Source organism: Nocardia coffeae (assembly GCF_019890715.1).
GTDB classification, from domain to species: Bacteria; Actinomycetota; Actinomycetes; order Mycobacteriales; family Mycobacteriaceae; genus Nocardia; species Nocardia jiangxiensis.
This window is the reverse complement of the sequence record NZ_JAINZY010000001.1, coordinates 1,946,421-1,970,975: the sequence shown is the minus strand read 5'-3', so window position 1 is coordinate 1,970,975 and position 24,555 is coordinate 1,946,421. Positions and strand designations below refer to the sequence as shown.

At 67.8% G+C, this 24,555-nt stretch carries 24 protein-coding genes; 14 read left to right on the top strand and 10 right to left on the bottom strand.

The features are described 5' to 3' along the window. The first annotated feature begins 105 nt into the window (after positions 1 to 105). A complete protein-coding gene (locus K7711_RS08675) occupies positions 106 to 3,432 on the top strand; it encodes a tetratricopeptide repeat protein (RefSeq protein WP_222966331.1) in 3,327 nt (1,108 codons plus the stop codon). Positions 3,433 to 3,480: 48 nt separating this feature from the next. On the opposite strand, the gene K7711_RS08670 is transcribed toward K7711_RS08675, so the two are convergent. Further along, on the bottom strand, positions 3,481 to 4,326 hold the full coding sequence (locus tag K7711_RS08670) for an alpha/beta fold hydrolase (protein WP_222966330.1): 846 nt from the start codon (positions 4,324 to 4,326) through the stop codon (positions 3,481 to 3,483). Positions 4,327 to 4,420: 94 nt separating this feature from the next. On the opposite strand from K7711_RS08670, the gene K7711_RS08665 reads away from it, so the two are divergent. From K7711_RS08665 to K7711_RS08655, 3 genes are all read left to right on the top strand, one after another. Further along, the gene (locus K7711_RS08665; protein ID WP_308014558.1) at positions 4,421 to 4,798 is read left to right on the top strand and encodes a winged helix-turn-helix transcriptional regulator; all 378 of its coding nucleotides are present in this window, start codon (positions 4,421 to 4,423) and stop codon (positions 4,796 to 4,798) included. A gap of 155 nt (positions 4,799 to 4,953) precedes the next feature. Further along, positions 4,954 to 5,154 carry a hypothetical protein gene (locus K7711_RS08660; RefSeq protein WP_222966329.1) on the top strand — a complete coding sequence of 67 codons (201 nt, stop codon included), beginning with the start codon at positions 4,954 to 4,956 and terminating at the stop codon, positions 5,152 to 5,154. Between the two features lie 94 nt (positions 5,155 to 5,248). After that, complete coding sequence (locus tag K7711_RS08655; protein ID WP_222966877.1) at positions 5,249 to 5,971, top strand: response regulator transcription factor; 723 nt, start codon at positions 5,249 to 5,251, stop codon at positions 5,969 to 5,971. Here K7711_RS08655 and K7711_RS08650 read toward each other — a convergent pair. Beyond that, the gene (locus K7711_RS08650; protein ID WP_308014556.1) at positions 5,885 to 7,294 is read right to left on the bottom strand and encodes a sensor histidine kinase; all 1,410 of its coding nucleotides are present in this window, start codon (positions 7,292 to 7,294) and stop codon (positions 5,885 to 5,887) included. The two genes, K7711_RS08655 and K7711_RS08650, sit on opposite strands and share 87 nt — an antisense overlap. 195 nt (positions 7,295 to 7,489) lie before the next feature. Here K7711_RS08650 and K7711_RS08645 point away from each other — a divergent pair, with 195 nt between their 5' ends. The 4 genes from K7711_RS08645 (at position 7,490) to K7711_RS08630 (ending at position 12,626) form a co-directional block, all read left to right on the top strand. Continuing rightward, the gene (locus K7711_RS08645; RefSeq protein ID WP_222966328.1) at positions 7,490 to 11,521 is read left to right on the top strand and encodes a WXG100-like domain-containing protein; all 4,032 of its coding nucleotides are present in this window, start codon (positions 7,490 to 7,492) and stop codon (positions 11,519 to 11,521) included. A 70-nt stretch (positions 11,522 to 11,591) separates the two neighbouring features. Beyond that, positions 11,592 to 12,092 carry a YbaB/EbfC family nucleoid-associated protein gene (locus K7711_RS08640; protein ID WP_222966327.1) on the top strand — a complete coding sequence of 167 codons (501 nt, stop codon included), beginning with the start codon at positions 11,592 to 11,594 and terminating at the stop codon, positions 12,090 to 12,092. Between the two features lie 10 nt (positions 12,093 to 12,102). Further along, positions 12,103 to 12,408 (top strand): WXG100 family type VII secretion target, encoded by a 306-nt coding sequence (locus tag K7711_RS08635; RefSeq protein ID WP_222966326.1) that lies wholly within the window; start codon positions 12,103 to 12,105, stop codon positions 12,406 to 12,408. A 35-nt stretch (positions 12,409 to 12,443) separates the two neighbouring features. Beyond that, positions 12,444 to 12,626, top strand: a complete 183-nt coding sequence (locus tag K7711_RS08630) for a hypothetical protein (protein ID WP_040826555.1) — start codon at positions 12,444 to 12,446, stop codon at positions 12,624 to 12,626. Here K7711_RS08630 and crcB (K7711_RS08625) read toward each other — a convergent pair. From crcB (K7711_RS08625) to K7711_RS08615, 3 genes are all read right to left on the bottom strand, one after another. After that, positions 12,588 to 12,950, bottom strand: a complete 363-nt coding sequence (gene crcB / locus K7711_RS08625; protein ID WP_222966325.1) for a fluoride efflux transporter CrcB — start codon at positions 12,948 to 12,950, stop codon at positions 12,588 to 12,590. The two genes, K7711_RS08630 and crcB (K7711_RS08625), sit on opposite strands and share 39 nt — an antisense overlap. 4 nt (positions 12,951 to 12,954) lie before the next feature. Then, positions 12,955 to 13,452: a fluoride efflux transporter CrcB gene (crcB, locus tag K7711_RS08620; protein ID WP_308014555.1), complete on the bottom strand. Its 498-nt coding sequence runs from the start codon at positions 13,450 to 13,452 to the stop codon at positions 12,955 to 12,957. 201 nt (positions 13,453 to 13,653) lie between these two features. Then, positions 13,654 to 13,863, bottom strand: a complete 210-nt coding sequence (locus K7711_RS08615; RefSeq protein ID WP_222966324.1) for a TOBE domain-containing protein — start codon at positions 13,861 to 13,863, stop codon at positions 13,654 to 13,656. A 136-nt stretch (positions 13,864 to 13,999) separates the two neighbouring features. Here K7711_RS08615 and K7711_RS08610 point away from each other — a divergent pair, with 136 nt between their 5' ends. Beyond that, on the top strand, positions 14,000 to 14,350 hold the full coding sequence (locus K7711_RS08610) for a hypothetical protein (RefSeq protein ID WP_222966323.1): 351 nt from the start codon (positions 14,000 to 14,002) through the stop codon (positions 14,348 to 14,350). A 3-nt stretch (positions 14,351 to 14,353) separates the two neighbouring features. On the opposite strand, the gene K7711_RS08605 is transcribed toward K7711_RS08610, so the two are convergent. Further along, positions 14,354 to 15,586, bottom strand: a complete 1,233-nt coding sequence (locus tag K7711_RS08605; protein ID WP_222966322.1) for an alpha/beta hydrolase — start codon at positions 15,584 to 15,586, stop codon at positions 14,354 to 14,356. A gap of 376 nt (positions 15,587 to 15,962) precedes the next feature. Here K7711_RS08605 and K7711_RS08600 point away from each other — a divergent pair, with 376 nt between their 5' ends. Further along, a complete protein-coding gene (locus K7711_RS08600) occupies positions 15,963 to 17,006 on the top strand; it encodes an MCE family protein (protein WP_222966873.1) in 1,044 nt (347 codons plus the stop codon). A 42-nt stretch (positions 17,007 to 17,048) separates the two neighbouring features. Here K7711_RS08600 and K7711_RS08595 read toward each other — a convergent pair whose 3' ends face one another. Together K7711_RS08595 and K7711_RS08590 are read right to left on the bottom strand one after the other, a co-directional pair. Beyond that, complete coding sequence (locus tag K7711_RS08595) at positions 17,049 to 17,597, bottom strand: YceI family protein (RefSeq protein ID WP_222966321.1); 549 nt, start codon at positions 17,595 to 17,597, stop codon at positions 17,049 to 17,051. Positions 17,598 to 17,842: 245 nt separating this feature from the next. After that, positions 17,843 to 18,106 (bottom strand): GlsB/YeaQ/YmgE family stress response membrane protein, encoded by a 264-nt coding sequence (locus K7711_RS08590; RefSeq protein WP_040826543.1) that lies wholly within the window; start codon positions 18,104 to 18,106, stop codon positions 17,843 to 17,845. 131 nt (positions 18,107 to 18,237) lie between these two features. On the opposite strand from K7711_RS08590, the gene K7711_RS08585 reads away from it, so the two are divergent. Next, a complete protein-coding gene (locus K7711_RS08585) occupies positions 18,238 to 19,458 on the top strand; it encodes an acyl-CoA dehydrogenase family protein (RefSeq protein WP_222966320.1) in 1,221 nt (406 codons plus the stop codon). Positions 19,459 to 19,479: 21 nt separating this feature from the next. On the opposite strand, the gene K7711_RS08580 is transcribed toward K7711_RS08585, so the two are convergent. Together K7711_RS08580 and K7711_RS08575 are read right to left on the bottom strand one after the other, a co-directional pair. Then, positions 19,480 to 20,070 (bottom strand): HdeD family acid-resistance protein, encoded by a 591-nt coding sequence (locus K7711_RS08580; RefSeq protein WP_222966319.1) that lies wholly within the window; start codon positions 20,068 to 20,070, stop codon positions 19,480 to 19,482. An 87-nt stretch (positions 20,071 to 20,157) separates the two neighbouring features. After that, complete coding sequence (locus tag K7711_RS08575; RefSeq protein ID WP_222966318.1) at positions 20,158 to 21,207, bottom strand: AraC family transcriptional regulator; 1,050 nt, start codon at positions 21,205 to 21,207, stop codon at positions 20,158 to 20,160. Between the two features lie 315 nt (positions 21,208 to 21,522). On the opposite strand from K7711_RS08575, the gene K7711_RS08570 reads away from it, so the two are divergent. The 3 genes from K7711_RS08570 (at position 21,523) to K7711_RS08560 (ending at position 24,278) form a co-directional block, all read left to right on the top strand. Then, positions 21,523 to 22,776 carry an aldehyde dehydrogenase family protein gene (locus K7711_RS08570; RefSeq protein ID WP_222966317.1) on the top strand — a complete coding sequence of 418 codons (1,254 nt, stop codon included), beginning with the start codon at positions 21,523 to 21,525 and terminating at the stop codon, positions 22,774 to 22,776. A gap of 119 nt (positions 22,777 to 22,895) precedes the next feature. Next, positions 22,896 to 23,276 (top strand): hypothetical protein, encoded by a 381-nt coding sequence (locus K7711_RS08565; protein ID WP_222966316.1) that lies wholly within the window; start codon positions 22,896 to 22,898, stop codon positions 23,274 to 23,276. Positions 23,277 to 23,411: 135 nt separating this feature from the next. Further along, positions 23,412 to 24,278 carry an LLM class F420-dependent oxidoreductase gene (locus K7711_RS08560; protein ID WP_222966315.1) on the top strand — a complete coding sequence of 289 codons (867 nt, stop codon included), beginning with the start codon at positions 23,412 to 23,414 and terminating at the stop codon, positions 24,276 to 24,278. The last annotated feature ends 277 nt before the right edge of the window (positions 24,279 to 24,555 follow it).

The window sequence follows — 24,555 nt, the reverse complement described above, 5'->3', positions numbered from 1 at the left end:
TGTTCACTCGGAGGCGGAGCAGTGTTAACTTGGCCGGGGTGTCGGGACGGGTCCGGCGCTGAGTTTTCATTGTTCTGCTCGGAGTAGAAGTTTCGGGGGCCGCCGATGTCGATCGGGGAGTCGATCGTTCATGTACCGGCGATCGGTGAGATACCGGACGAGCCGATGGGTTTCGTCGATCGCGAGGTCGTCGGGCGGGTGCGCGAGGCGCTCGGGCGCAGTCAGGTAGTGGTGCTGGTCGCGCCGGACGAGGGTGCCGGGGTGGGGCGCACGCAGGTCGCCGCCGCCTGTGCGCGGGCGGCGATCGCCGCTGCCGAGGGTGTGGTCGGGTGGGTCTGTGCCGCAACCGAATCCGAACTGCTCACCGATCTGCTCGCCGTCGCCGAGGGGCTCGGGGTCGCCGAACCGGGCGATGCGGTGGGGTCCGCGCGCCGCTTGGCCGCGGCCCTGTCGGAACGGCCGGGCGCGAATCTCCTGATCTTCCATACCGTGAGCGATCCGGAGATGGTGCGGCCCTATCTCCCGGCCGGACCGTCGGTGCGCGTGCTGATCAGCGGAACATCCAGCGCCGCAGCAGAATTGGGTGAGCAGGTGCTCGTCGAACCGTTCGCTCGCGCGGAGTCGGTGGCGTATCTGCGCCGTCGGGCCCAAGTGGACGACGACGCCGGAGCCGATGCGGTGGCTCAGGCACTGGGCGATCTGCCGTTGGGTCTGGCGGTGGCGGCCAGCGCGATTCGCCTGCGTCGCCGCCATCCGTCGCAACGCCTGGACTACTCCGGATATCTCGACCTGCTCGGGTCCGGCGGCGTCGACGCCGCGCTGGCGATCGCGGTCGAGAGCGTCCTGCTGGACGACGAGTCCGGGCTGCTGCGACGCCTGCTCGAGGCGGTGGCCGTGCTGCCCGGCCGGCGGGCCCCGTTGTCCGCGCTGTACGGCCTGGTCGGCGGCGACGACGCCGGTCGTGATGTGGTCGAGATGGCGATCGATGACTGTCTGCGCGGTGCGCTGCTGGTCTATTCGATCGATCGCCGCACGGTACTCATGCATCCCCGCGCGGCCCGGGTGATCCGGGGACGCCTGGGGGAGAGCGGTGCGCTGGATTCGGCGATCGAGACCGTTCGCGCGCTCGCCGGTCCGGACGATTGGGCCGATCCCGCGGCGACCGATGTCGCCGCGCTGCTGCGCACCCTTACCGAGCGTTCGGCCATGCTGGGCGAACTGCATCCCGAGACCGCCGCGGCGCGGAACAACCTCGCCGCGGCGTATCACCTTGCCGGGAACCATGATTCGGCGGTCCGGCTCTACGAGAGCGCACTGAGCGTCACGGAAGGTGAACTGGGCGAAGAACATTCCGATACGATCGGCGCTCGTCGCGGTCTGGCCCGTGCCTACCGGGGCGCGGGCCGGCACGCGGAGGCCGTCGCTCAGCTCGAGCGCGTGGTAGCCGATCAGGAGCGTCTCGCGGGCCCTGATGACTCCGAAACGCTCACGGCCCGTGAGTTTCTCGCCACGACCTACTTGCAGGCGGGTCGGCGTGAACCGGCGCTGACACTGTTCGAACGCATCGCCGATGATCGGCTGCGACTCCTCGGCGCCACGGATCCGCTGGCGCTGAATGCCTGCGAGCAACTGGCTCGGGCACATCATCACATCGGCGACCACGACACCGCCCTGCTGCTTCTGGAGGGCCTGCTGGCCGAGTGGGAGAAGTTGCTCGACCCCGACGGCCGGGACCTGTATCTGCACCGTGCGGACCTCGGGCGGATGTACCAGGAGGCGCGACGGTACGAGGAATCGCTGCCGCTGCTCGAACAGGCCCTGGCCGCGGCCGAACGCACGCACGACCTCGACCACGGCGAAATCGCGGACGCCTGTAGCCTGCTCGCTTTCTCGCTGGTCAACCTCGGGCAGTACGCGGCGGCGATACCGCTGGGCGAACGTGCCCTGCTGCTGAACGAGCGTGCGCGCGGCACCGACGGCGAGCAGACCCGCGAATGCCGAAAACGTCTCGCGCAGTCGTACATCGGCGTCGGCGATCGTGCGGCGGAGGGTGTCGCGCTGTTGACGGACATGCTCGCGGAACGGGAAAGCCGCAGCGGCCCGGACGATCTCGAGGCGGCCAAGCTGCGCTGGGAGCTGGTCCACGCGCATGTGAAGGCCGAACGGCACCCCGCGGCGATCCCGCTGCTCGAACAACTCCTCGCCACGTACCAGCGCTGCCTGCCCGATCGGGAGGAGCAGATCGCCAACGTGTGCCTGGCCCTGGCGCGCAGCCATCGAGCAGTCGGCCGGTACGGCGACTCGATTCCGTTGCTCGAACGTGCACTCGCCGAACGGGCGGACCGGCTCGGCGGGAGTCACACCGAAACCGATGAAATCCGAATGCTGTTGGGGGCGAGCCTGTCCGGGGTGGATCGGTACCAGGAGGCGATTCCGGTCCTGGTGCGCGTGCTGACCGATCGGGAGGCTCGCCTGGGCTCGAACCACGACGATGTCGACACCGTCCGGCTGTTCCTGGGCGCCGCCTATCGCAAGGCCGACCGGCACGAGGAGTCCATCCCCTTGCTGCAACGCTTCTTCTCCTTGCGCGAACGTCGGTACGGCACCGACCACGCCAACACCCTCACGGCCGGGCAGATGCTCGCTCACGCCTATGCCGAGTCGGGCCGCAACACCGATGCTCTGGCGCTGAACGAAACCCTCGTGGTCCGGCGGGAACGGGCCTGGGGCCCCGATCATCAACTGACCCTCACCGTCCGCAACAATCTGGCCTTCGCCCTCGGGCAGGCCGGGCGCCTGCGCGAGGCGGTGACGATGCACGAGAGCATCCTGGCCGCCCGGGAGCGCACCCTCGGACCCGACCATCCCGATACGCTCATCTCCCGGAACAATCTGGCCGACGCCTATCAGTCGACGGGCCAGAAGGATCTGGCCATCATGCTGTTCGAGCAGACGCTGTCCGCCCGCGAACGCGTGCTGGGCCCCGACCACCCCGACACCGTCAGCTGCCGGGGCAATCTCGCCGTCGCCTACAGCGGTGTGCGCCGCTACGCGGAGGCGCTCGAGCTGCACACACGCAATACCGAGATCCGCGAACGGCTGCTGGGCCCGGAGCATCCCGATACGCTCACCAGCCGCCACTACCTGGGCGCCGCCTACACCAATGCCCGGCGTTTCACCGAGGGCATCGATGTGATCGGGAAAACCCTGGCCTCCAGGCAACGCGTGCTGGGCGCGGAACATCCGAACACGCTCAACACCCAGCACAACCTCGGCGTCGCCTACCACCTGTACGGTGACCGCGAGCAGGCCGTGCAGATCCTAGAGCAGACTCTCGCGGCCCGGACCCACGTGCTGGGCCCCGACCATGCGCTCACGGTGTCCACCCGAAAGTATCTGGACGACAACCTCACTCGCCACTGGGGTCGCTGAATCCGGTGAGCGATCGATGAATCCGGTCGGTGGCCAGAGCGGTGCGTCCTAGTCGATGAATTCGACCAGCAACGGGAGCAGTGCGTCGGGTCGGTCCAGCGGGATGATGTGGCCGCAGTCCGGGATCAGGTGGGATCTCAGATCGTCGGCGACGGGCCGGAGTTGGCTCGCCAGCGCATCGCCGACCGGATGCGCGCCGATCGCCAGGGTCGGCACGGTCAGCCGGGTCGCGGTGACGGCCGCGCGGATCTGCTCGGCGGTCTCGGGCATCGCGCGATAGTAGGAGAACGCGCACCGTAGCGATTCGACCCCGGTGTACGCCTCGACGAACGCGTCCCGGATCGCTTCGGGGACACCGCGGCCCAGGGTTCCGGTGTGCAGAAACCAGTCGAGGTACGCGGGTTCGTGCCCGCCCAGCACTCGTTCGGCCAGGCCGGGGACCGCGTGGAAGCCGAACCACCAGGGCGGGCCGCCGGCCAGAAAGGGTTCGGCGCCCGGCAGCGTGCCGACCAGCGATTCCATGAGTACCAGCCGGTCGACCGGGCCGGGGCGCCGCAGAGCCAGCAGGAAGGCCGCGGGGACGGCGGCGTCGATCGCGACCACCGTGGCGCGCGGCTCGCCGAGCGCGGTCAGGAGTGCGGCCGCGTCGTCGGCCAGGGTCCGCGCGTCGTAGCCGTCGGTGGCGCGAGTGCTGCCGCCGAGACCGCGCAGGTCCGGCGCGATCACCCGATGTCGTTGTGCCAGTGGGCCGATCACCGCGCGCCACAGCTGCCAGGTGTGCGGAAATCCGTGCAGCAGCAGCACCGCGGGCCCGTCTCCAGCGAGGGCGACGGAGATCTCGATGCCATTGGCCGCGATCTGTCGTACGGCGATATCGGACTGCGCTGCGGACATCTGGCCTCCAGGTCACTAATGGTTACCAAGTGACCATAGGTAGGATCGCAGGTCCGGCCAAGAAGGCACTTTCGACACAGGTGGTGAGCTCCAGGTGACTGCCCCGACCGGTCCGCGCGGCGATCTGTTCGACCCCGGCTGCCCGACCCGGCGGTTACTGGACCGACTGGGCACCAAATGGGTGTCGATGGTGGTCAAACTGCTCGCCGAGGCCGCGCCCGAAGAGATCCGATTCGCCGAACTCCGGCGGCGCATGCCCGGCGTCTCCCAGAAGATGCTGTCGGTGACCCTGCGCGATCTGACCCGCGACGGGCTGGTCGCGCGGCGGGTCGAACCCACCGTGCCACCCCGGGTGCACTACCGGCTGACCGAACTCGGCACATCGCTCGAGGTACCGCTGTCCGCGCTGCGCGCCTGGGCGCAGGACCACATGGCCGAGATCGACGTGGCCCGTCGCGCATCGGAGGTGTGAGCGCCGCGCGCGGGGGTAATTTCCATCGAAGCGCCCCGCCCGGAGGCGTCCGTACGTCAGGATCGACACGGCGTGACGGGCCGTCCCGGGTGAACCGACCCGCGGGCACGGCGGCGCCTTCGCACCGTTGCGAGCCGGGCGTACAGGAGGTACCGATGCGACGACGCATCTCGAAAGCCGATGTGTGGCACCACATCATGTCCGGACTGATCATGCTGGGGGGCACCCTCGGCGCGGCCGAGGTCTACGGCGAGTACCTGCGCGAACAACATCGGCCCGCGCAACCCGAGGCGGAGTGGGACTGGTCGATCCCGCACCGGTGGTACGACCAGGCGCGGCACCCCGGCAGCGCCTGACAACGGGTCCGGTAGCGCGCGCCGATCGGCTCGGGACACGCCGAATCGGGGGTGTGCCGCCGGGTCGCATTCGCGGGTGTTGCATGCTGGGGCGATGCGGGTGCTGGTCGTCGAGGACGAACCACGTTTGGCGCAGACGTTGCGTCGCGGTCTCGAGCTGGAGGGTTTTCTGGTCCAACTGGCCGCGACCGGCACCGACGGGCTCTGGTGGGCCACCGAACACGATTTCGACGTCGTCGTGCTGGACATCATGCTGCCCGGGATGAGCGGGTACGAGGTGCTGCGGCGAGTCCGCGCGCAGGACGTGCGGACTCCGGTGCTGATGCTCACCGCCAAGGACGGCGACTACGACCAGGTCGACGCCCTGGATCTGGGCGCGGACGACTACCTGACCAAACCGTTCTCGTTCGTCGTGCTGATCGCCCGGTTGCGCGCGCTGCTGCGGCGGCGCGCTCCCCAGCAGCCCACGCAGTTGCGGGCGGGTGATCTTGTGCTCGATCCGTCCCGGCGCTCGGTGCACCGCGGCGACGCCGTGCTGACCCTCACCCCACGAGAGTTCGGGCTGCTGGAATTCCTGTTGCGGCACAAGGGAAATGTGCTGACCAAGGCTGAAATCCTGCAAAACGTCTGGGATGTGCACTACGACGGCCCGGAGAACGTGGTCGAGGTCTACGTGGGATATCTGCGCAAGAAGATCGATACGCCCTTCGGCCGCAGCAGTATCGAGACCCTACGCGGTGTCGGCTACCGGATGCTCGACCCCGACGGGACCGGCGGCGGGCAGCTCGAGCACGAAGCGGGCACCACCCCAGGGTGATTCGCCGACGGTGACCGAACCGCCGTGTGCCGCCACGATTTCCGAGACGATGGCCAGTCCGAGGCCGGATCCGCCGCTGCTGCGGGCCCGGTCGTCGTCCAGGCGCACGAAACGCCCGAACACCCGCTCGCGGTCGGCGGGCGCGATGCCGGGGCCGTCGTCGTCGACGACGATGCGGGCGCACCTGTCGTCCCCCTCCAGCTCGATCGAGACTCGGGCTCTGGCGTGCGCGGCGGCGTTGTCGGCGATATTGCGCAGCACCCGAGCCAGCCTCGGCCGGTCGCCGATCACCCGGACCGGCACGATCGCGGTATGCACCCACACATCGCCGCGCAGCCGCAACGTGGCCGCTTCGGCGGCGGCCAGATCGTCCAGATCCACCTCGCCGGTGCGTAGTTCGAGGCCGTGCTCGTCGGCGGCGGCCAGGGTCAGCAGATTCTCCACCAGCTGGCGCATCCGCTCGGTCTCCGGCAGCAGCGCGCCCTCGATCAGGTCGCGGTCCAGTGCCTGCGGGCGATCCCGGGCCAGTTCCAGGGCCGCGGTGATGGTGGCCAGCGGGCTGCGCAGCTCGTGCGAGGCGTCGCCGACGAAGCGCTGCTGGGCTCGATGCCCGGCCTCGACCCGGGCGAGCATCTCGTTCATCGTGTCGGCCAGACGGGCGATCTCGTCGCGGGCCACGGGCACCGGCACCCGCTGCGACAGGGCCGTGGCCCCGATCCGCGCGACCTGCGAGCGGATCGCCTCGACCGAGCGCAGTGAGCGTCCGACCAGCAGGTACGTCGCCGCCGCTGCGGCGAGGACGACCAGCGGTCCGCCCATCGCCAGGAGTACCGCGACCTCGGTCATCGCATGTTCGACCGATTCGGTGTTCGCCGCCACCAGGATCGTGTAGTCCCCGCGCGAGGTGTTCGCGGTGCGTGCCGCGACGCGCAGGTCGTCGTCGTAACCGTCGGTCGGGGGCAGGCCGACGGCCTGGGTGCCGACCGAACGCGGGTCGGTCAGGGGCGCACCGAGTTTCCCGGCGGACCGCCAGGCGATCTGCCCGTCGGGGGCGATCACCTGGACCGCCACCACCTGGCCCTCGACGGCGAGCAGCCCCTCCGGGACCCGGTGACCGTCGCTGTGCCGCAGTTCGTCGGCGATCTGCGTGGTCCGGGTGTCGGCGGCGGCATCCAGCTGGTGGGTCAGCGATCGGCGCAGCAGTCCGAGCATCGCCCCGGCCGCGATCAGCAGCACCACGCCGACCACCAGTGCGGCCGTCACGGCCGAACGGATCCGTACACCCCATCGCGAGGGGCGCAGCCAGAGCAGGATCCTATTCACCTGCCCATCATGCGATATCGCGGTGGTTCCGGCACGCACGGTTCACCGGCGGTTTGCGGACGCGTCGCGTGGGCGGTTCGGGCGAGGACCGTTCGACTTGTCGAGTTTCCTTGTGCGCCACCGGGGATTCACCGAAGTCCGATGTCCTGATAGGTAGAACTCGGCGGCGGAGGGGAGCGTGGGGGAGGTGGATCGATGACGCTCGAGATGCCGCCCGAATTGCGTTGGCTCGGCTGGATCGCCGGTACCGCCTGGCCCGACGGCGACGAGGACGCCATGTGGGCCCTCTCGGACGCGTGGAAGGCCGCCTCGCAGGCGCTGTCCGCGTTGGAACCGGACGTGGAGACGGCCAAATCCGATACCGAGCGGGCCTATCCCGCCGGTGAGGGTGCGGACAACATGGGCGCGAAGTTCGACGACCTGATCAACGGCGACCATTCGGTCAAGACGCTCGCCGAGATGTTGCAGGAAGTGTCCGACTCCACCTTCGACATGGGCACCCAGTTGCAGGCGACCAAGTTGACCATCATCCTGTCGCTGGCCTGGCTGGCGGCCGAGATCATCTGGGCGTGGATGTTCCCGCCGACCGCCCCGGCCGTGGAGGCCGGCGCCATCGCGACCACTCGTTCGATTCTGAAGATCGTCGAGGACTACATCCAGAACTTCATCGAGCGGCTGGCTCAGCGGCTGGGCGCCTCGGCGTACAAGGAGCGGTACTTCTTCAAGGAACTGCTCAGCGGCGGCAAGCTGATCATGCCGAGCGCCAAGGGATTCGGCGTGTATTCGGTCAAGCTGATCGAGGGGGCGGCGACCTCGGCGCTGCTGGACGGCGCGGTGCAGGCCGGTCAGATGGCTGCGGGTAAGCGGCACAGCTTCGACTGGAAGGAGTTCGGAGTCTCGATGGCGGCCTCGGCCGCCGGTGCGATCCCCGGTCGTGAGGTCGCGCGCTACATGGGCTTCGGGATGGACAAATATCTGGGCAGTTCGCTCGGCAAGATGAACATCCCGCTCGGCAAAGGCATCGCCTATCCGGCGGGTTCGGTGTTGCGCGGGGCGAGCATCGGTGCGGTCGCGGGTGCGACCAGCACGCTGTTCGGAAATATGGTCGCTGCGGCCGCGTACGGACCGGGCGCGTTCGGTTCGCCGATGGGCTGGGTCGGCGGCATCTCGCGCGGCGCGATCGTCGGCGCGGCGCGTGGCACGTTCGTCAAGCGGACCGTGCCGACCACGGATGATCTGCGGTACTCGGTGTGGGCGAAGAATCAGGCGACGAACAAGGTCAAGCGGTTCGATCGTCCGACGGACGATACCGATACGACCGGCAATACGACCACCACCGGCAATACCAACACCACCCGGAACACCGGTCCACAGACCAACACCACGACGGCAAACACCACTCGGAACACCGGACCGCAGACCAACACCACGACGGCAAACACCACTCGGAACACCGGACCGCAGACCAGCACGACGACGGGCGACACCAACCAGATCGTCGCCACGAGAACGACCAATCGTCCTGTACCGCAGAGCAGTTCGAGAACCGGCAGCGGTGCGCAGGATATTCGGATGCAGCCCGTCAGGTCGGGCCGCACCGGCAATTCACAACTCGCTTCGTCATCGGGTATGCAGGGGACCGGGGGCCCGCGGGACGGCACGTCGACGATGATCCGGCCGAATGCGAACAGCTCACAACTGGGCGGGAGTTCGGGCCGGCACGGGAACACCGGTCTGCAGCGCAGCAACGTGGTCTACGGCCGTGGCCAGGGACCGCTCGGCGACGGGCGCTACACCTCGGGCACGATCCGCCCGACCGCGTCGACGCAGGTGGGCGAGTCGTCGCTGATGGGCGGCAGGTCGAACCCGACTTCCGGCCTGGGGACCGGCAAGTCCGAGCTGACCCCCGGTCCGGTCGGCGGGAAGACCGGTCCGAACTCGCAACTCGGTGGCGGGAGGTCCGGGCCCGGACTCGGTGAGTCGTCCAATCCGCTCGGCGGCCGGACGACCGGGCGCGCGGGCCTGCTCGGGGACGGGTCCGCGAACAACACCGGCATGCGCGGCAGGTCGACCGGAACCGGGGTCAACGGCGGCCGGTCGCTGTCCGCACCTCCGCAGCTCCGCCAGACCAATCCGACCATCCGGCCGCTCGAGGAGAGCGAGCACGGCTCGGGCAACACCCGGTCCAATCAGTCCTCGCTCAACGAGTTCCTGCGCATGGTGCCGGACGACGACCTGATCCGTCCGCCCCGCTCGGAGTCGATCAACTCGGGTAGCTCCGAGGGCGGCATGTTCCGGATGGGTCCGGAAGGTGATCTGTTCCGCACCGGTGACGAATCGCAGATTCAGCCCGGCACCGGCGGAAGCCATGAGGTCACGCCGTCGGTCCGCGGTAATCGTGACGACGAGTCGATCGGGTCGGACAACGAGAGTTACGGTTTCCGGCCGAACTTCGACGAGACGCTGTTCCCCGGCGGCGGATCCGCGCCCGCCTCGTTGGGCGGTGGCCGCGACAATGAGGTGATCGGCCCGGTCGACACCGGGTTCCGCCGCGGGTTCCTCGGCGGGTCCGCGCCCGGGTCGCTGCGTGGTGGCGACGATCAGATATTCCGGCCGAACGAGCAGCAGACTCCGGTTCCGCCGCGGGCGGGCCCGAGCAACGAGTCGGAGCAGACGCCGAAGAAGCCGCCGACCTCGTGGGAGTCCTCGGTGGACGGCGGATTCAAGCCCTCGTCGCCGCTGCGCGGCGGTCCCCAGCAAGGTGGTTCGAACCTGCGCGGCGGCCCGCTGTCCCGCCGCGGTTCGGACGACGAGTCGGACTTCTACGACTACCTGTCGGATTACCGGGGTTCCCGTGGCGGTGGCGACGAGTTCCCGGGATACACCGGCAAGCGCGGCGATTTCGACCAGATCTCCGACTACGAGGTATTGCTCCGGCCCAACGGCCGAGGCTACGAGGATTTCGGGCTGTACCGGGGGGACGACGGTCGGATGTACTACGGCCCGCCGCCGGCCCGCACAGGCGGCTCCGACGTCGAGGACATCCCGCACCCCTTCGGCACCGGCGGTGCGGTGCGCGGCGGCGGTGGCGACAACCTGAGCATCCGGTCGTCTCCCGGCCGACTGGGCGGCGGCAACGAGCAGGGCGTACCGCGGCCGTTCCGGGGTGGTGGTTCGGATGACGAGTTCGGGAACCACATGACCAGCGCGCTTCCGCCCAGGCCGTCGCGTCCCGGGCCGCTCAGGATGCCGAGCTTCGGAAGTAGTGACGACGACAGCCTGGTGTACCCCCGTCCGGGCGGCAATTTCCGGTTCGGTGGAGGCGAGGACGATCTCGGCTACCACCCGGGTCGCTCCGGGTTCGACGACGACGGCAGTGACCTCGGCTACCGGCCAGGTCGCTTCGGGTTCGATGAGGATGGCGGCGGTTCCCTCTTCCGGACCGGCGGCTTCGGGCGTGATGGATATGAGGGCGGGTTCTTCCGGGGGCCGAATTTCCGGACCGGCCGGGGCGAGGAGGACTCGCTCTTCTCCTCGGGAAGTATGCGCGGTCGCTTCGGGAGTGACGACGAATCGCTCTACCCGCCGCCGAGGAGAGGTGACGGCGAGGATTCGCTGGCCCCGCCGCCGAGGAGAGGTGGGGACGACACGGCTCCGGTGGTTCCGCCTCGGAATCCGAATCGTCCGGCACCCCCGGTCCCGCCGCGGAATCCGGCGCGTCTGGCTCCGCCGCCCCCGCCGCCGGTTCCCCCGCAGAATCCGGCACGTCTGGCGCCACCCCCTCCGGCCGCGCCGCCCCGGGACGACTCCTTCCTGGGCAAGGCCACGGATATGAAGGCCAAGACTCGTCCGAAGCGGGAGCCCGAATGGCGGGAGCTGCCGGGGCCCTACGAGGCTCCGACCGCGCCGAGCGCCGACGACTGGCTGGACGGGGCCAGTGGTCCCTCCGGTGCGACGGGCCCGGGAGGCGCTACCGGTCCCGGCGCGTCGGGCCCAGGTGCGACGGGTTCGGGTGCGACCGGAGCTGGTGCGACGGGTTCGGGCGCCACCGGTTCGGGCGCGACGGGATCCGGTGCGTCCGGCTCCGGCGACAACCCGTTCGGTGACAATCCGTTCGGCGACAACCCCTTTGGTGACAACCCGTTCGGGAACAATCCTTTCGGAACGGACCCCGGCGGGAGCGGATCCTCCGGCCCGTCGAATGTGGACAAGTCCTTCACCCTCTAGTGACGATCGAAGATCGTGTCGACGTCGTATCGGATTTCCTTGCGGGACATGTCGTATTCACCGTCGTGCGATGAGCTTGGTTGGCAGAGCCTACGGTGGAGGTGACATGGTCAACGAGCGGTTGGCGGCCAACGTGGCCACGATGCTCGAGGGACTGCAGGACCAGATGCGCGATATCGCCGACCTGCAGCAGCGACGTTCCGAGCTGACGGCCACGGCGTCGATCGGGGAGGACCGCGTCCAGGTGACGGTCAATGCCGACGGCATGGTGGTGGAAACCAAGTTCGGCAGCGAGGTCTCGGATCTGAGCTACGAGGAGCTCGCCGAGTATGTGACCGCGGCCGCACAGGCGGCGATGCAGGGTGTGCAGAATCGCAGCCGCGAACTCATGCAACCGCTGATCGAGCGCAAATCCCGATTGCCGAAATTATCCGAGATCATCGAGGGCGCACCGGATCTGGAAGACATCCTGCCGCCCGCGCCACCCCCTTCGACGGAGCCGCCACATCTGCGGGGCAGGGTCGAGGAGGGCGACGAACGACGACCGTTGATCACCGATACGGACCAGTGAGGACGGAACGATGACCAGTGTCGAGATCAATCCCGAACAGCTGCGTACCGCCGCATCGGATTGCGATCGGATCCACAGCGCCATCCTGACCGCCATGAAATCTCTGCAGACCGCCGTCGACGCCAAACAGGCGCCCTGGGGCAGCGACTCGTTCGGCAAGAAGTTCGCCGACGGGGAGAAGGGGTACGTCGCGGTCAGCAAGAACCTGCTCGACGGCATCAACGATCTGGCCACCACGTTCGGCACCTTCGCCTCCGGTCAGCGCGAGGCCGCCGACGAACTGAGCAATGCCGATACCGGGAACGCGAACCACTGACGGTGTAGCGCCGCCGGCGAGGTTATCGTGGGGATATGGGTGTCATCGGCGAAATGTTCCCGGGTAGGAAGCTGACCGACGAGGGCAGCGAGGACAGCAACGGCCAGCCGCACCGGCCACGTCTCGAGCTGGACCTGGACGGCGGTGTCGTGCGCTTGTCCGCCCCCGCGCGGCCGCGCTCAACCGAGCAGGGCGTGCGCGACGGTGAAGCCGAGTAGCGCCGCGCCCAACCCGGAAATCACACTGACCAGGACGTTCGCCGTCGCGTAGAAGTACGCGCGCTGTTCGAGCAGCCGCAACGTCTCGAAGCTGAACGTGCTGTACGTGGTCAGCGCACCGCAGAAACCGGTGCCGAGCAGGGCCACCACCGGAACGTCCGCGGCCGCGCCGGTCAGCGCCCCCAGGACCAGACAGCCGGTCAGATTGACCGTGAGGGTGCCCCACGGAAACGGGCTGTCGTGGCGTGCGCCGATCGCCCGATCGGTGAGGTAGCGCGCCGGTGCGCCCAACAGGGCGCCGAGGAAGATCAGGATCGGTGTCACGGGTTCAGACCTGTTCCTCGTCGGTGTCCGGGTGAATCTCCTTGCGCAACAATATTGTTCGTGTCAGCGTGACGGCCGCGAGAACCGCGAGCATCGCCGCGATCAGGGTTCCGGCCAGATAGCCGAAGGCCAGGTACACGGTCCCGGGTTCCAGGAGATTGCGGGTTTCCACGGCATAGGTGGAGAAGGTGGTGAATCCGCCCAGGAAGCCCACGCCCAGAAAGGGCCGCACCAGCCGATGCCCGGTCCAGACCTCGGTGATCAGCACCATCAGAACACCGATGGCGAAACAGCCCACCACATTCGTCAGGAAGGTCCCCCAGGGGAATTGGCCGGGGCGGGTCGGCAACAGCCGGGACACCCCGTAACGGGCTTCCGCGCCGATCCCGCCACCCACGGCCACGACGAGCAGCACCGACCCGTGTTCTCGAAACCAACTGGGTCGCGGGCCGGTCGCACCAGTTTCGGCGGCGACACCGCCGGAAAGACGCGCTTCGCTCACGGCAGACTCCTACTCGAACATGAAAACTCTGGTCAAGTAGGGACTGTTGGCGGTGCGTGACCGCGGTTGTTCCCGCTAGCGGAAGTGGCGAGCCCCACCGCCACGTCGGTACAGACTAACCGGGCTCGACGGACCATCCGACACGTTGTGGTGATCTTCACTCGGGCGAACAGATGGCTATGTTTCGGCTATCGGGTTGTCCTAGTCGACGCCCAGAGCGACCTCGGTCGATTTGATCAACACCTTGACCACGGAGCCCTCGGCCAAGCCGAGATCCTCCACCGCATCACGAGTGATCGAGGAGGTGACGACGTCTCCGCCGCCGAGCCGGATCTTCACGACCGCCATCGCCTCGCCCAGCGTGATCGAGGCGACCGTTCCGTCGAGCTGATTGCGTGTGCTGAGTCGCATGGGTCACAGCATACGCACGGCGAACCCGGCTGGCCGTGCCGAATCTGAGAGAAAACAAAGGAAAGCCACAGGCTCCGGTCAGGCGCGCGACGCATTCTGGATCGAGTAGAGGGAATCGGCGAGGGCGAGGTGCGCGATGGTCGAAATCGAGGTCACGGGGACGACGGTGACGGTCCACGTCCGCGGCGCGCACCGGTTCCTGTCGCTGCGCGAGCAGGTCACCTTCGATCTGTCGAATATCACCGAGGTCGCACCCGCCGAGGTCGATCTGCGGCCGCCGTGGGTGCGTGCTCCGGGCACCTTCTTCCCCGGTGTCATCGCGGCCGGGATCTTCCGCGGGAAGCACCGCAAGGAATTCTGGGACACGCTGTTCGACGGGCGCGGGGTGCGCATCGAGCTGGCCGGCAACGATTTCACCCGGCTGGTTCTGGACGTCGCCGATCCCGAGACGGTGTGCCGACAGCTGACCAGGGCCGCCGCGGCCTGACTCTCACCCGGCGGCGATCAGATGCCGCTGGATGAATTCGGTCAGCTGCGGTCGCAGCAGCTGTGCTCCCCAACCGCCCCACTGGCTGATGAACCCGTGGTCCACCCACGGCAGCTCGAGGGTCTGCACCGGATCCCCGGCGGCATCGAGCGCGGTGGCCAGATGTGTGGACTGGTTCGCCGGAACCAGATGATCGCTGCTGCCGTGCACCAGCAGAGTGGGCGGCAGGCCCGGCGTGACGTGTTCGGTCGGCGAGGCGGCGAGATAGCGGTCGCGGTGTTCGTCGACGCTGCCGCCGGTGTAGCGGTCGAGCATGGTGCGTATCGCGTACGGCATTCGCGTATCATCCAGTGCCGCAGGAAGATTCGTCAGGGGATAGAGCGCGATCACCGAACGCACCGGCACTTCGGGCACATCGCAGGTCGGCGGGAACTGTGGATCGCCCATCGTGTACGCGGCCATGAGCGCGAGATTCCCGCCCGCCGAATCGCCCGCGACCGAGATGTTCGACCGTGCGACCCCGAATTCCGCGGCATGTCGGCGGACCCAGCCGAGCGCGCATTTGACGTCGCCGGTGGCCTGCTGCCAGCGGGCCGGTGGCGCGAGCCGGTAGTCGACCGAGAAGACGGTGACCCCCTGGGCCGCCAGCCAGCTGAACCAGCTGTTGTTCTCGCCGCGATCTCCGTTGATGAATCCGCCGCCGTGCACGAACACGATCGCGGGCCCGCCCGCTGCGGGCTGGGTCGGGCGGTAGGCGTCGAGCTGGAGCGGCTGTCCGTCGATGGTGGCGAAAGTCGTTGTCTGCGTGGGGGACCGGTGTGGTCCCTGATCGGAGAAGGAGAACCACGACACCGAGGAGCCGTGCGCGCTCGCGGTGCGCCACGCGGTGAGCCAGGGGACCAGCACGACCGTGAGCGCCACCGCCGCCGCGATCACCCCGGCCGCCAGCCGCCAGTGTTTGCGGCTGTGCCACGACACGATGGCGATCACCACGCACAGGAAGCAGGCCACCGCGAACCACAGCGTCCCCATCGACAGCGCCAAACCAGCGGCGCCCACCACCTCCTGGATCGGCCGGACCGGAATCCTGGGCGCGAAGAAGATCACGCCGCAGACGATCACCACGACGCACAGCGCCCAGGCCACGACCGAGGCGAGGCGCGGCACGAGCGGGCGTCTGCGCGCCCGATGCGCTGCTCGTCCTTCGGCTGCAGGAGCCTGACCGCTGTTCGGCATGACTGTGTTGACCTCCGCGTGGTGGGTCCCAGCTAAGCAGACCGGCGAGGACGTTGCTGGGTGAGCGATCGGACGGGAACGCCGGGCGACGGCGGTCCGGACCGGGCGATGTGCCCGCCCGGTGCGTGTCAATGCCCCGAGACGGCGATCAGCAAATAATGAGCGACAACGAGTCGCGGTGCAATGCGGCGCGCGGGTTCGCGGCGTGGCGGGGTCCGCGACCGGCTCGTATTCGCTACAGTGCTCGCATTTGCCGCGTCGTAGCCATGATTTGCTTCATCAGCGAGGTCTTTGCCAGTAGTCCGGTTCCACCGCAAGGTTCGAGGAGGCGTGCTGTGCTCGGGTGGGTAGCTGCGGACGGACGGCCGACATGCGGATGAAGGAGCGCCGGGCCGCGATCGGATTCACCGTCTTCGGACTCGCGGCCCTGCTGGTGACGGTGATGATGTGGAATACGCTCTCCCGCACCATCTCCGGCGCGACCGACAGCTATTCCGCGACCTTCACCGATGTGCTCGGGTTGCGTCCCGGCGACGATGTGCGCATGGCCGGGGTCCGGGTCGGCAAGGTCGAGACGATCGCCGCGGTGCGCGATCCCGCGAGTCGCAAATATGTGGCCTCGGTGCATTTCCGGGTGCAGCGCGATCAGCATTTGTACCACGACACCAAAGCCCTTGTGCGATACCAGAATTTGATCGGTCAGCGATACGTCGCGCTGGAGCCCGGGACCAAGGGCGCACCCACGCTGCTCCTGCCGGGGGGCTCGATCCCGCTGGCGCAGACCGAACCGTCCTTCGACATCTCCGCACTGCTCAACGGATTCGAGCCGCTGTTCGAGACGCTGGAGCCCGCTCAGGTCAACGATCTGACCAGTACGTTGATTCAGGCGTTGCAGGGCAACGACGTCTCACTGAGCGCGTTCATCACCCAGGCCGCGGGTCTGGCGGGGGATTTCCAGCGGCGCGATGCGATCCTCACCGACATCATCGGCAATCTGTCGGCGGTGATGAAGGGTCTGGCCGCGCGCGGTGATCAACTCGAAACGCTGATCACCCAGACCCGCGCCCTGGTCGGTGGCCTGTATCAGCAGGGCAAGTCGCTGCTGTCCTCGACCGAGCAGATCGCGGGTGCGACGAATTCGCTGGAACAGCTGGTGACGCGGATTCAGCCGCAGATCGCACTGGCACAGGATTCCGCCCACGACGCGCTGACGATGTTGCTCTCGCACGGTGCGCAACTGGATCAGGCTGCGGTGGATCTGCCCGCACTGCTGTCCGATGCCGGTGGCGCCAGCCAGGACAGTGCGTCCGTGTCGGCTTATGTGTGCAGCCTGGACATCTCGCTCTACGGCATTCTGCTGCCGCGCGGAATTCTGACCCAGATCGGCGGCAACTCCCATTCGGCGGTGTGCCGCCCCTGAACCGGACCGATCGGGTGTGACCGGTCCGGCTCAGGGGTGCGCTCAGCCCTGCAGGCCGGCCTCGATCTCCAGGGTGAGGGTGATCTTGTCGCCGATCACCGCGCCGCCCTCGGGCAGCGGCATATCGATGGTGATGTCGAAATCGCGCCGGTTGATCACCGTCTTGGCCTCGAAACCGGCGACCGGCCCCGCACCCATACCCGGATTGCTCCCGAGGAATTCGACCTCGAGGGTGATCGGTTTGGTGACTCCGCGAATGGTGAATTCGCCGTCGACGTCGAATTCCCCCTTCTCGATCCGGAACGGGGCGGTGCTGAACGTCGCGACCGGGAATTCCTCGGCCTTGAAGAAATCGGCGGTACGCAGGTGAGCGTCGCGCTGTTCGTTGTCGGTGGTCACCGAGGAGACCTGGATCTGCGCCTCGGCGCGGGCGGTGCCGTCCTCGCCGACGACCAATCGGCCGGAGAAGTCGCTGAAACGCCCGCGGACCTTGCTCACCATCAGATGTCGCACGGTGAAGCCGAGAGTGGAATGCGCCGGGTCGATGACCCAGGTTCCCGCGGCCAAGGCGTTGGAGGTGCCGGTGGTCATGAGGTTCTCCTATCGGTTCGCGTCCGATGGCCTACTGCATGAAATGCCGACAGTCTAGGGTGCTTCGAGTCCCGAACAGCGGTTATTCGCCGCGCCGGGCATTCAGTGGGGTTTGCGCGGATGAAACAGCCGATAGAGGTTCAGGGTGTAACCGCTCATGGCCTCACACCTCCGACAACTCGGACCGCCGACGCGACGTCGGCGGTTCGGTCCGAGTATGCCAGTGTTGCCGCGCGCGATGCGGTCTAGGTGCGTGCGCGCACGAACTTGTAGATGACCAGGACGATGACCGCACCGACGATAGCGCCGATGAAGGTGTGTTCGATCGGCTGGCGGAAGCTGAACTTGTGCGGAGCGAATACCAGGCTACCCAGGGTGCCGCCGACGAATCCGCCGACGATGCCCAGCACGATGGTGCCTATCCAGCCGAAGTTCTCCTTGCCCGGAACGAGCAGACGGGCGATGGCACCGGCGATGAGGCCGATGATGATCATCCAGACGATGCTCATGATGTCGTACTCCTCAGCGAACTACTGGACGGGTGTTCTCAAGGTAGCAAGACTCGAACGGGCATAGGGCGATTCGGACCGACGGACCTGACGTGTCGGGTACGGTTGAGCCGAGGGAGAGTGGGGCAACCGTGCAGGGTCTTCTCGTCGACAGCTCCGATCAGCGCCTGCTTCGCGACAGCGTCGCGCAGATCGCGTCGAAATATGGTGCGGAATACTTTCTGGAGCGCTCCCGCGCCGGTGCGAAGCTCGATGAACTGTGGGCCGATCTGGGGTCCGCGGGCATGCTGGGTGTGCATCTGCCGGTCGAATACGGTGGTGGTGGCGCCGGTCTGACCGAATTGTCGATCGTCGTGGAAGAGCTTGCCGCGCACGGCATCCCGCTGCTGCTGACGGTCATCTCCCCGGCCATCTGCGGATCCATCCTGGCCGCGCACGGCTCACCGGAGCTCAAGGCCGAATGGCTGCCCGGTCTGGCCGACGGCATCCGGAAGATGGCCTTCGCGCTCACCGAACCCGATTCCGGATCCAACAGCCATGCCGTGCGCACCTTCGCCCGCGCCGATGGTCCGGGCTGGATCGTCTCGGGCGGAAAGTGTTTCATCTCCGCCGCGGACGAGGCCGATGCGTTGCTGGTCGTCGCCCGCGCGATCGATGTGCCCGACGAGCGGCGAAACCCGTTGTCGCTGTTCGTCGTTCCCGCCGACGCGAAAGGCGTTACGCTGCAACCGCTGCCGACCGCGGTGGTGTCGCCGGATCGGCAGTTCACGGTCTTCCTGGACGAGGTCGGGCTGCCGCCCGAGGCGTTGATCGGCCTGCCCGGCAAGGGATTACCGCAGGTGTTCGCCGGACTGAACCCCGAACGCATTCTGGCCTCCGCGATCAGCTGCGGCATCGGCCGCTACGCGGTGGCCAAGGCCGTGGACTACGCCAAGGAGCGTCGGGTGTGGTCGGTGCCGATCGGCGCACATCAGGGAATCTCGCATCCGCTGGCCGAATGTCACATAGAGGTCGAAATGGCCCGGTTGGCCACCCGGGCGGCCGCGCAACAGTTCGATTCCGGCCACGATGCGGCCGCCGCGGCGAATATGGCCAAATTCGCCGCCGCCGAAGCGTCGCTGCGGGCGTTGGACCAGGCCATCCAGGTGCACGGCGGGAACGGGCTCACTCCGGAGTACGGCCTGGCCGAGATGTGGTTCACCGCGCGGCTCATGCGCACCGCGCCGGTGAGCCGGGAGATGGTGCTCAACTACATCGGCGAGCACACCCTGGGCCTGCCGTCGTCCTACCGGATGCCGCAACGGCCGCCCGCGGATCATGCGGATCCGTTGCCGGAACCGCAGATTCGCTGACGGCCGTCTTGTGGTGAGCGGCTACACCGCGGCGGGCGTGTGCTTGGCCGCGCTGCGCACCTGGAACGCCTCCACGATCTCCATGATGCCCATGAACAGCAGCCACCAGCCGGTCAGGATGGTCAGTGCGGCGATCGAGTGGATCGGCCACACCACGATGACCACACCGCCGATCAGCAGCAGGATGCCGAAGACGATCGTCCAGCCCTTCCCCGGCGTGCCCGCAGGCGTTTCGGTGCCGCCGATCAGCACCGACATACCGCGGAACAGCCAGCTGATCGCGATCCACAGCGCCAGCAGCACCAGCGAGTCGCCGATGTGCCGGAAGCAGAAGACGGCCAGGATGAACGACAGGATGCCGCTGACGATCGACAACACTCGCCAGCCGGCGCCCACGTGCGGTCCCATCGCCGCGACGAGCTGCAAAATGCCGGAGATGAGCAGGTAAACACCGAACAGGATGCCGGCCACGACCAGTGTCGGCCCCGGCCAGATCAGGATCATGAGGCCGATGACCACCGACAGGATGCCGATGACCAGCAGCGACTGCCACGCGCCGCGGGCCAGTAGATGCAGTGGCCCCTCGGTTACTCCTTCTTTGCTGGTTGTCATTTGGGCAGAATAAAACGGGTTCAGTGACTAGCGGACCATTAGCTGAACTCGAATAGGTTACGAATGTCGGATCGAGTGCGCGATTGGCTAGACGCGCACGGTGGCCCGGCCCCGGTGGGCGCGGGCGAACTGCCCCGGCGACTGGCCTCGCCAGGACCGGAAGGCCGAGGTGAACGCCGAGACGCTGGAATAACCCAGACGTTCCGCGGCGTGCTCGACGGTGAGCCCGGCGATCAGCATCTCCTCCGCGAGCAGTCCGACGGTCTCGTTGCTGACCTCGCGGAACGTGGTGCCCTCGCTCGCCAGCCGCCGACGCAGCGTGCGCACGCTGACGTCCAGGTCCGCGGCGATGTGCGCCTGATCGGCGACACCGCCGTGCCGGATCAGCAACTCGCGCACGCGACCGCTCAGGCCGGTGCGGTTGCGGCGCTGTTGGATCAGGTCCGAGCACTGCCGTTCGTAGTAGCGCGCGGTGACCGGATTGGATTGCGGCATAGGCTGATCGAGGGCGCTGGAATTGCCGATCAGGACCGATCGCTCGGTGCCGAACACGAGCTTGTCGACGCCGAGCAGGGTGCCGAACATCTCGTAGATCGGATGCGGTTCCACCGCGATCTCCGCCCGGACCATCGGCAGCCGTGACCCCAGAACGTCCTGCGTCACGGTCGCGATGGCCGCGAAGTCGCGCTCGAGGACGAAGCGATGCAGGTCGGCCGGCACGGCGCTGTCATCGCGGATGAACCAGAACTCCTGGCCGTGATCCTCGAGCGTGTGGTGGGCGAAGGTGAACGACAGATCGGCGTACTGCAACACGATCTCCGCGGCCCTGCGCAGCGTCGGGCTGCTCATCGCGGCGAAGCCCAGGACGCCGAAGTTCGGTGCGTGGCAGGTGAGTCCGGCCATCAGGCCCATGCCCGGCTCGTCGTCGAGCGCGCCGACGACATTGCGGGTCAGCGCGATCTCCTGGGCGAGGGTGATCTCGGTGCTGTGATCCTGCAGCTGGTTCTCGGATATGCCGCTCCCGGACAACAGGGACGACACCGGCAGACCGCGCGATACGGCGTATTCCACCAGCAACGCCGCACCGCTGATGGACCGCAAGCGGCCGGACTCCTCCGACGTTCTCGCATCGTTCACCTGCAAATCCTCGCAGAATCGGCGGCGATTCGTGGCGAAATGCGGTGCGCCCGTACACTTTACTCACCGGTAAGTTTGCTGGCGGCGTCCCATATTCGGTGGTTCCTGGCCCAAACCGCGCTGGTTGAACGTTCACGATAGCCATACGGTTTCTCATATGCCGCGCCGCGCTCGGGCAACCCTTTCGACCCGGTCATTTGCTCTATCGGCCTGTGAGCTGCGTGTTCGCGGTGCGGTAACCCATCCCATCGCGACCGGAGTGAACCTCGAATGTTGTCGATTCCCTCGAATGCCGCCAGGGACGCCTGGATTACCGTGACCGCACCCGCCGACGGACGAATTCTGGGTACGTTGCCGATGCACACGCCCGACCGAGTGCATGCGCACGTCGCCCGTCTGCGCGAGGCGCAGAGCGAGTGGCGTGCGATGGGCGTCGTGGGCCGGGCGCACTGGCTGACCACGTTCCGGGACTGGTTGCTGGACAACGAGGATCCGATCGCCGGACTGCTCGCGGCCGAGACGGGGCGTTCGGCGACCGCGGCGCACCGGGAGTTCCGGTTGAGCATCGACGCGCTCGATTATCACCGCACCCGCGGTGCGGACTTCCTCACCCCGCCGCGCACGCGCGGCGGCCGGGTGCCGGGCACGGCGTTGCGGCTGGCTGTCGCGCATCGCCCGTGCGCGGTCGTCGGGGTGATCTCCAGTTGGACCGCTCCGATGGCCGCGCCGCTGCTGGATGTGATTCCGGCGCTGCTGGCCGGATCCGCGGTGGTGGTCAAGCCGTCCTCGGTGACTCCGCTGACGATGCGTGCGCTGGTCACCGGCTGGCTCGATCTGGGTGCGCCGCCGGTCCTCGAATTCGCCGCCGGATACGAGGCCGGAGCGGCGATCGTCGACGTCGTGGACGCCGTCCACTTCGGCGGGTCGCCGGAGACCGGAAAGGTGGTCGCTCTGCGCGCGGCGGCCCGGCTCGTCCCGTGCCGACTCGACATCGGCGGGAAGTCGGCGGCGATCGTCTTGGCCGGTGCCGATATCGGGCGCGCAGCCAGCGGAATCGCGCTGGGCGGGCTCGGGGGATCGGGGCAGAGTTGCGCGAGTATCGAGCGGGTGTTCGTCGAATCGGCGATCTACGACGCGTTTCTCGACCGGCTGGTCGAGGAGGTCATCGCGTTCGGCTCGCACGATCCGGACGACGCCACCGTGGAGGTCATGACCTCCGCGGCGCATGTGGAGTGTGTGCGAGAGCAGATCGCCGACGCCCTCGCCAAGGGTGCGCGGGTGCGCGTAGGCGGGAGCGGCCACGGACACACCGTGCAGCCGACCGTGCTCGCGGACGTCGATCCGGCGATGGCGGTGCTGCGGCAGCAGACGCTCGGTCCGGTTCTGCCGGTGGTCCGCGTCGCCGACGCCGAACAGGCGGTCGCCCTGGCCAACGACCCGTTCGCGCCGTGCGCGAGCGTGTGGACCTCCGACGATGCCGCCGCCGACGATGTGGCCGGCCGGCTGACCGCCGCGCGGATCGCGATCAATGAGGTCTCGGTGCATCTGGCCACCGCATTCCGTCTGTAACACGTTGTTCTGCAAGGAAATTCGAGCAAAGGTAAATCGGAGACACGGAAGAGAGAGATGAATACTCCCCATGGTTGTGCCTGCGGTTGCGCGTATTTCGCATCCGAGGAGGTGAAATGATGGGTAGCTGGCAGATTTTCGCGGTCACCATGTCCACAGCCGCCGCGCTGGCGCTGTTGTTGCTGATCGTGCGTCCGCCACGGCGGATGACGCCCGGCCGCAGCGTGGCGGAGATCCGGGCACGCTTGGACGCCGAGGCCGCCGGGCCGATTCTGGAACTGCTGGCCGGGCACGGTGCGCCCGATCATCCGCTCGAGGCGTCCGATGCGCATCGCGCCATGCAGGAACATCTGGACTGCGCCGCGGCGTCCTGCCCGCGCAAGGCCGCGGCCTTGCGGGTGCTGGTCGAGGTGGGGCATGTCAAGCCGCGTGCCGACGCGATCGTCGGTGGGCGTCTCGCGTCCGGGCGGCCCGCCGAGCCTGTTTCGGTGGGTTCGTAGAAAGCTGTTGTCGCGCACAGTATTCGGCTTCGCCGACGCGGCCGGTCGGGCCTGCCGGTCCGAGGCGGGGATAGGGTGGGAAATCGACGGATACCCGTCCTTTCACTCCCGCCTAGTGCGAAGGAAACGACAGTAATGGATCTGAGTCTGCACTACTGGAACTTCTCTACGCCGTCGGATCCGGCGCGGATCGCGCCCACCCTCGCCCGCACCGCGCAGATCGCCGAGCAGGCCGGTTTCGCGGAATTCACGGTGATGGACCACTACTTCCAGATGGAGCTGCGCGGCACCGCCGACGAGCCCATGCTCGAGGCGTACACGACCCTGGGCTATGTCGCGGCGCTGACCGAGCGCATGCGGCTTGCCGTGCTGGTGACCGGTGTGATGTACCGGTACCCGGGCCTGCTCGCCAAGATCGTGTCCACCCTGGACGTGCTGTCCGGCGGTCGCGCGCAGCTGGGCATCGGCGCGTCCTGGTACGAGCGTGAGCAGCTCGGACTGGGCGTACCGGTGGTGCCGGTGGCCGAGCGGTTCGAGCGGATGGAGGAGACGCTGCAGATCTGCCTGCAGATGTGGAGCGACAACAACGGGCCCTACAAGGGTGCGCACTACCAACTCGCCGAGACGCTGTGCGTGCCCGCGCCGCTGACCCGGCCCCGGCCGCCGATCCTGATCGGCGGTGGCGGCGAGAAGAAGACGCTGCTGCAGGTGGCGCGGTACGCCGACGCGTGCAATCTGTTCGGCACCGGCATCGACGACGTCACCCACAAGCTGGAGGTGCTGCGCGGGCACTGCGAGGCCGAGGGGCGTGATTACGGCGCCATCCGCAAGACGCTGACCTCCTTCACCTCCCCGGTCGGCGATCCGGATACCTTCCTGGCCGAGGCGGAACGCTATGCGGCCCTGGGTATTACGCAGATCGATGTGATGCCCGACGGTGATCCGATCGAATACACCGAGAAGGCCGCGGCCGTGATCGAGCGGCTGAATTCCGTGCAGTAATTCGGCCTCGCTCCGCTCTGGCGATGCGGTGGTGTCCTCGGCCGCCGCTTCGCTCGGGCGGGGCGGCGGTGTCTTCGTCCTCGGCTTCGCTCCGCCGGGTTCGCGGCGCTCTCAGGCTCGCCGCCCGGCCGCTGAGGCGGCGCCGGAACCCGCGCCGCCGTGGAGGCGAAACCCTTTTGCTGCCAGCGGACTTGCGATGAAGGGCGCGGCCGAGGCGCCCGGCGCGAAGGCCGAACCGGCTGCGGCGGATTCGGCCGAAGTTCCGGCGGCTCCCGCG